We start from the raw sequence: 4,174 nt of genomic DNA on the forward strand, positions 1-4,174 counted from the left end.
CAAAAGGGAAGCCGAGTGTAACGGATATTGACTTTTTTGGAGATGAAGGTAAAGTACTTCAATATCTTGTATCCACAGAAAAAGCATCCGAACACCCGCTTGCAGACGCAATCGTGGAGTACGGTACCGCAAAAAATGTAGAGTTCCTGCCAACAGATGAGTTCACAGCTATTCCAGGCCACGGCATATCAGCACTGGTGAATGGTGAAAAAGTCTTTGTAGGCACACGTAAGCTAATGTCAAAAGAAGGCATTGAATTCGAGAGATATGAACATAGGCTGGAACAATTGGAGACACAGGGCAAGACAGCAATGATGATAGCGATCAATTACAAAATAAACGCAATTGTTGCTGTCGCAGATACTGTCAAAGATTCAGCAAAGACAGCTATTGAAGAACTAAAGAGTCTTGGTATCGAAGTCTATATGCTGACTGGGGATAATACTCGTACAGCTAAGGCGATTGCAGCCCAGGTTGGTGTTGAGCATGTAATTGCTGAGGTATTGCCAGAGGAAAAAGCCAATCATGTTAAAGAGCTTCAGCTTAAGGGCAAGAAGGTTGCGATGGTTGGAGATGGTATAAATGACGCCCCGGCACTTGCAATTGCCGACATCGGAATTGCGATCGGCACAGGAACAGATGTGGCCATTGAGGCAGCTGACCTGACAATCCTTGGCGGAGAACTGACGCTGATCCCGAAAGCGATTAATTTGAGCAAGAAAACGATGCAAAACATCCGCCAAAACCTGTTTTGGGCGCTGGCGTATAATTCAGCAGGCATTCCCATTGCTGCTCTTGGCTTATTAGCCCCTTGGCTTGCAGGGGCAGCAATGGCGTTTAGCTCAGTTTCTGTGGTGACTAATTCCCTTCGATTGAAGCGGATTAAGTTATAAATTATAAAATGAGAGGAAGATTTATATGGAAAAAACAACGTTAAAAGTATCAGGCATGACTTGCGGCCACTGCGAAAAGGCAGTTAAAACAGCTTTAATGGGGGTTGACGGAGTGGCAAGCGTAATCGTTTCCCTTTCAGAAGGCACTGCCGAAGTAGAATATGACGCTTCAAAAGCAGAAACAGGCAAAATGAAATCGGCAGTAGAAGATCAAGGTTATGATGTAGAATAGTATGCTTAAGCAGCGGTCTTTAAGACCGCTGCTTTTTATGTATCTGATACTGTGCCTATTTTTCTGTTAATTTTATTATAAAAATGTTATTCTAATCATTAAGGATTTTAAGCTAGATTTGAAAGTGGTGAAAAGGGTTGGATCAGCAGAATATTAATGAAGAAAACAAAGAAGAAATTAACAGTCCAGAAAAGACACCAGAGGCAGAGACCAAAAGCAGTTTTCTTCGGATTAAAAAGTTCCACTTTGCAATGCTGTTGTTTTTCCTAGTCTTTTTAACAGCAGGTATCACTACCTTTGCGCTTGCTTTCGGAGAAGACAAGCCCGCAGTGCAGGTTATCCGGGAACGCGAAGAATTTGCAAAACTGTATGATGCATATGACACATTGAAAAATGATTATTATCAGGATGTTGATCAGGAAAAGCTGATCAATGGTGCCATAGACGGGATGATGGAATCCCTTGATGATCCATATTCTGATTATATGAGCCAGGATGACGCAAAAAGTTTCCATCAAAGCCTTTCTTCCTCCTTTGAAGGAATTGGTGCCGAAATCCAGGAGCGAGAAGGAAATATTTTCATCGTTACTCCTTTAAAAGGCTCTCCTGCTGAAAAAGCAGGGCTGCAGCCAGAGGACAAAATTCTGTCTGTGGACGGAAAGAGTCTTCAGGGAATGAGCTCAACCGAAGCAGTGGCATTGATAAGAGGAGAAAAAGGAACAGATGTTAAATTGTCGATTCTACGCCGGGGTGCAGAGCAGCCGGTAGATGTAACGATTACTCGTGATACAATTCCGATTGAAACTGTCTATGGTGAAATGCTTGAAGATGGTATTGCTAAAGTGCAGATAACCAACTTCTCACAAAACACTGCAACTGAGTTAGTAGACGTATTGAATGATATGCAAAAACAAGGAATGAAAGGTCTTGTCCTAGATTTAAGGCAAAACCCAGGAGGCCTGTTAGATCAGGCTATCAAAATCTCGAGCCTCTTCGTACCAGAGGGGAAAATCTTGTTTAAAGTGGAGGACCGTAAAGGTCATGTTGAAGAATATGCTTCTGAGAACAAGAATAATAACAATCTTCCATTGGTCGTTGTCATCGATAAAGGAAGCGCAAGTGCTTCTGAAATACTCGCTGGGGCAGTAAGTGAATCAGCTGGTGTACCACTTGTTGGAGAAAAATCGTTTGGCAAGGGAACTGTCCAAAGAGCAGAAGATTTTTCGGATGGTTCGAACATGAAATTCACAACTGATAAATGGCTGACACCTGAGGGGAATTGGATTCATAAAAAAGGGATCAAGCCAGACCATGAAGTACCTTTGCCGGAATATGCTTCATTACCATTCATCGATCCAGAAGCTGAGTTAACAGTTTCTGTTGCATCTGAACAAGTCAAAGCTGCACAAAAAATGCTTAAAGCTCTTGGATTTAATCCTGGAAGAGAAGATGGATTCTTTGATGAAAAGACAAAAGCGGCTGTTATCGCATTCCAAAAATCAAAGAAGCTTGAAGAAAATGGAGTATTAAAAGGTACTTCAACAATTGAGCTAATGAATTCGCTTCGCGAAAAGATTAAAAACGAAGACCCTCAAATAAAAAAAGCAGTCGAAGTGCTGAAGCAGGAAATGAATAAATAATTTGAAGAAAATAGCTTTTAAAAAAGAATCTCCAGCACTAGCTGGAGATTTTCCATGTTATATACCAAAAAGTTAGGTGGAAATATAAATGAAAAAGACAGAGGTTTATATCCTATCCGGATTTCTTGGCACAGGAAAAACCACGTTATTAAAGCAGATTTTACAGCATGAAAAAGCTAATGACAGGGCCATTGCTGTGTTGATGAATGAACTTGGGAATGTATCGATAGATTCAGATGCTGTAGAGACGGATGTTCCCTTAAAAGAGCTTTTGGGAGGATGTATTTGCTGTACCATCCAGGATAAACTTGAATCCCAGCTACAGGGATTACTTTTCGAAAATAGCCTTGATGCAATTTATATAGAAACAACTGGGGCGGCACATCCGGTTGAAGTTCTGGATGCGGTACTATCTCCGTTGTTTGCTGAAAAGCTTGAAATGAAAGGAATTGTTACGACGGTTGATGGCACAATGTGGTTAAAAAGGAATACATTCAATCCTCAAGTGCAGCAGCTTTTACTTGAGCAGGTAAAGCATGCAGATATAGTGATCGTCAATAAATCGGATATGATGACTGATGCTGAACAAGCAAAAATCAACATGGATATTCAGTCTTTAAACCCTAAGGCAAAGTGCATTTTAAGTTCATTCTCAAAAATTCCGATGAATATGCTACAAACGATGTCAGCTTCTAAAAAAACCGATAGAAAAGAGGCACATGTTCAAACTGATTTGAGATTGAGCACTTTTGTATTCCAATTTAAGAAGCCTGTAAGACAAAATGACTTTGAAGCTTTTTTACGGTCACTGCCAGACTCGATTTATCGGATTAAGGGCTACATATTATTCAGCCACTCGGAGTATCCGGATTTATTCCAATATTCATATGGCATGCCACTTTATATGAAGGAATATATGAAAATGCCGCTAAACCTTGTGTTTATTGGCCAGGTTACGGATTGGAGCGAAATAAAAGGAAAGCTGGATGGCCTAGAAGTATAATTCAGTTTCATTAACCGCACACTGGGTAAAACATAGTATCTTCGATGGAAAGGATGAAGTTCATGCCTTGGACAAAGAATGATTACCCAGTATCAATGAAGAATCTTGACCCAGATGTACGTGAAAAAGCAATCGAGATTGCCAATGCTCTAATAACGGAAGAGCACTATGATGATGGTAAAGCTATTCCGATTGCAATCGATAAGGCAAAGGAATATGTTTCAAACCATAAGAAAGATTGATCCTTAAGCCCAGCTATGCTGGGTTTTTTCTTTTTTAAAGGCTTTGTTAAAGCTGAATGTTGATTTTAAACCCTGTTGATTGTAGTGGAAGGCGCGTAGACTCCTCCGAAAATGCTAACGCATTTCCATCGTGCGTGGGCCGATTCGAGGAAGCTATTCAATGT

Annotated in this window: 5 protein-coding genes; all 5 read left to right on the top strand. The window is 40.7% G+C overall.

Annotation, left to right across the window (positions count from 1 at the left end):
- Positions 1 to 893 (top strand): HAD-IC family P-type ATPase (locus WB217_RS05215; RefSeq protein ID WP_423991309.1); only part of this gene is annotated, 893 nt, incomplete at its 5' end.
- A 25-nt stretch (positions 894 to 918) separates the two neighbouring features.
- The gene (copZ, locus tag WB217_RS05220; RefSeq protein ID WP_423991311.1) at positions 919 to 1,125 is read left to right on the top strand and encodes a copper chaperone CopZ; all 207 of its coding nucleotides are present in this window, start codon (positions 919 to 921) and stop codon (positions 1,123 to 1,125) included.
- A gap of 137 nt (positions 1,126 to 1,262) precedes the next feature.
- Positions 1,263 to 2,765 (top strand): S41 family peptidase, encoded by a 1,503-nt coding sequence (locus WB217_RS05225; RefSeq protein ID WP_423991313.1) that lies wholly within the window; start codon positions 1,263 to 1,265, stop codon positions 2,763 to 2,765.
- A gap of 88 nt (positions 2,766 to 2,853) precedes the next feature.
- Complete coding sequence (locus WB217_RS05230) at positions 2,854 to 3,768, top strand: CobW family GTP-binding protein (protein ID WP_423991315.1); 915 nt, start codon at positions 2,854 to 2,856, stop codon at positions 3,766 to 3,768.
- Positions 3,769 to 3,830: 62 nt separating this feature from the next.
- On the top strand, positions 3,831 to 4,010 hold the full coding sequence (locus tag WB217_RS05235) for a hypothetical protein (protein WP_423991317.1): 180 nt from the start codon (positions 3,831 to 3,833) through the stop codon (positions 4,008 to 4,010).
- The last annotated feature ends 164 nt before the right edge of the window (positions 4,011 to 4,174 follow it).

Source organism: Mesobacillus sp. (assembly GCF_049588175.1).
In the GTDB taxonomy this organism is placed as follows: Bacteria; Bacillota; Bacilli; order Bacillales; family Cytobacillaceae; genus Mesobacillus.

Bases quoted from the DNA above. Each gene is read 5' to 3' on its own strand.
- copZ (WP_423991311.1), top strand. From the start codon at position 919: ATGGAAAAAACAACGTTAAAAGTATCAGGCATGACTTGCGGCCACTGC.
- WB217_RS05230 (WP_423991315.1), top strand. From the start codon at position 2,854: ATGAAAAAGACAGAGGTTTATATCCTATCCGGATTTCTTGGCACAGGA.
- WB217_RS05235 (WP_423991317.1), top strand. From the start codon at position 3,831: ATGCCTTGGACAAAGAATGATTACCCAGTATCAATGAAGAATCTTGAC.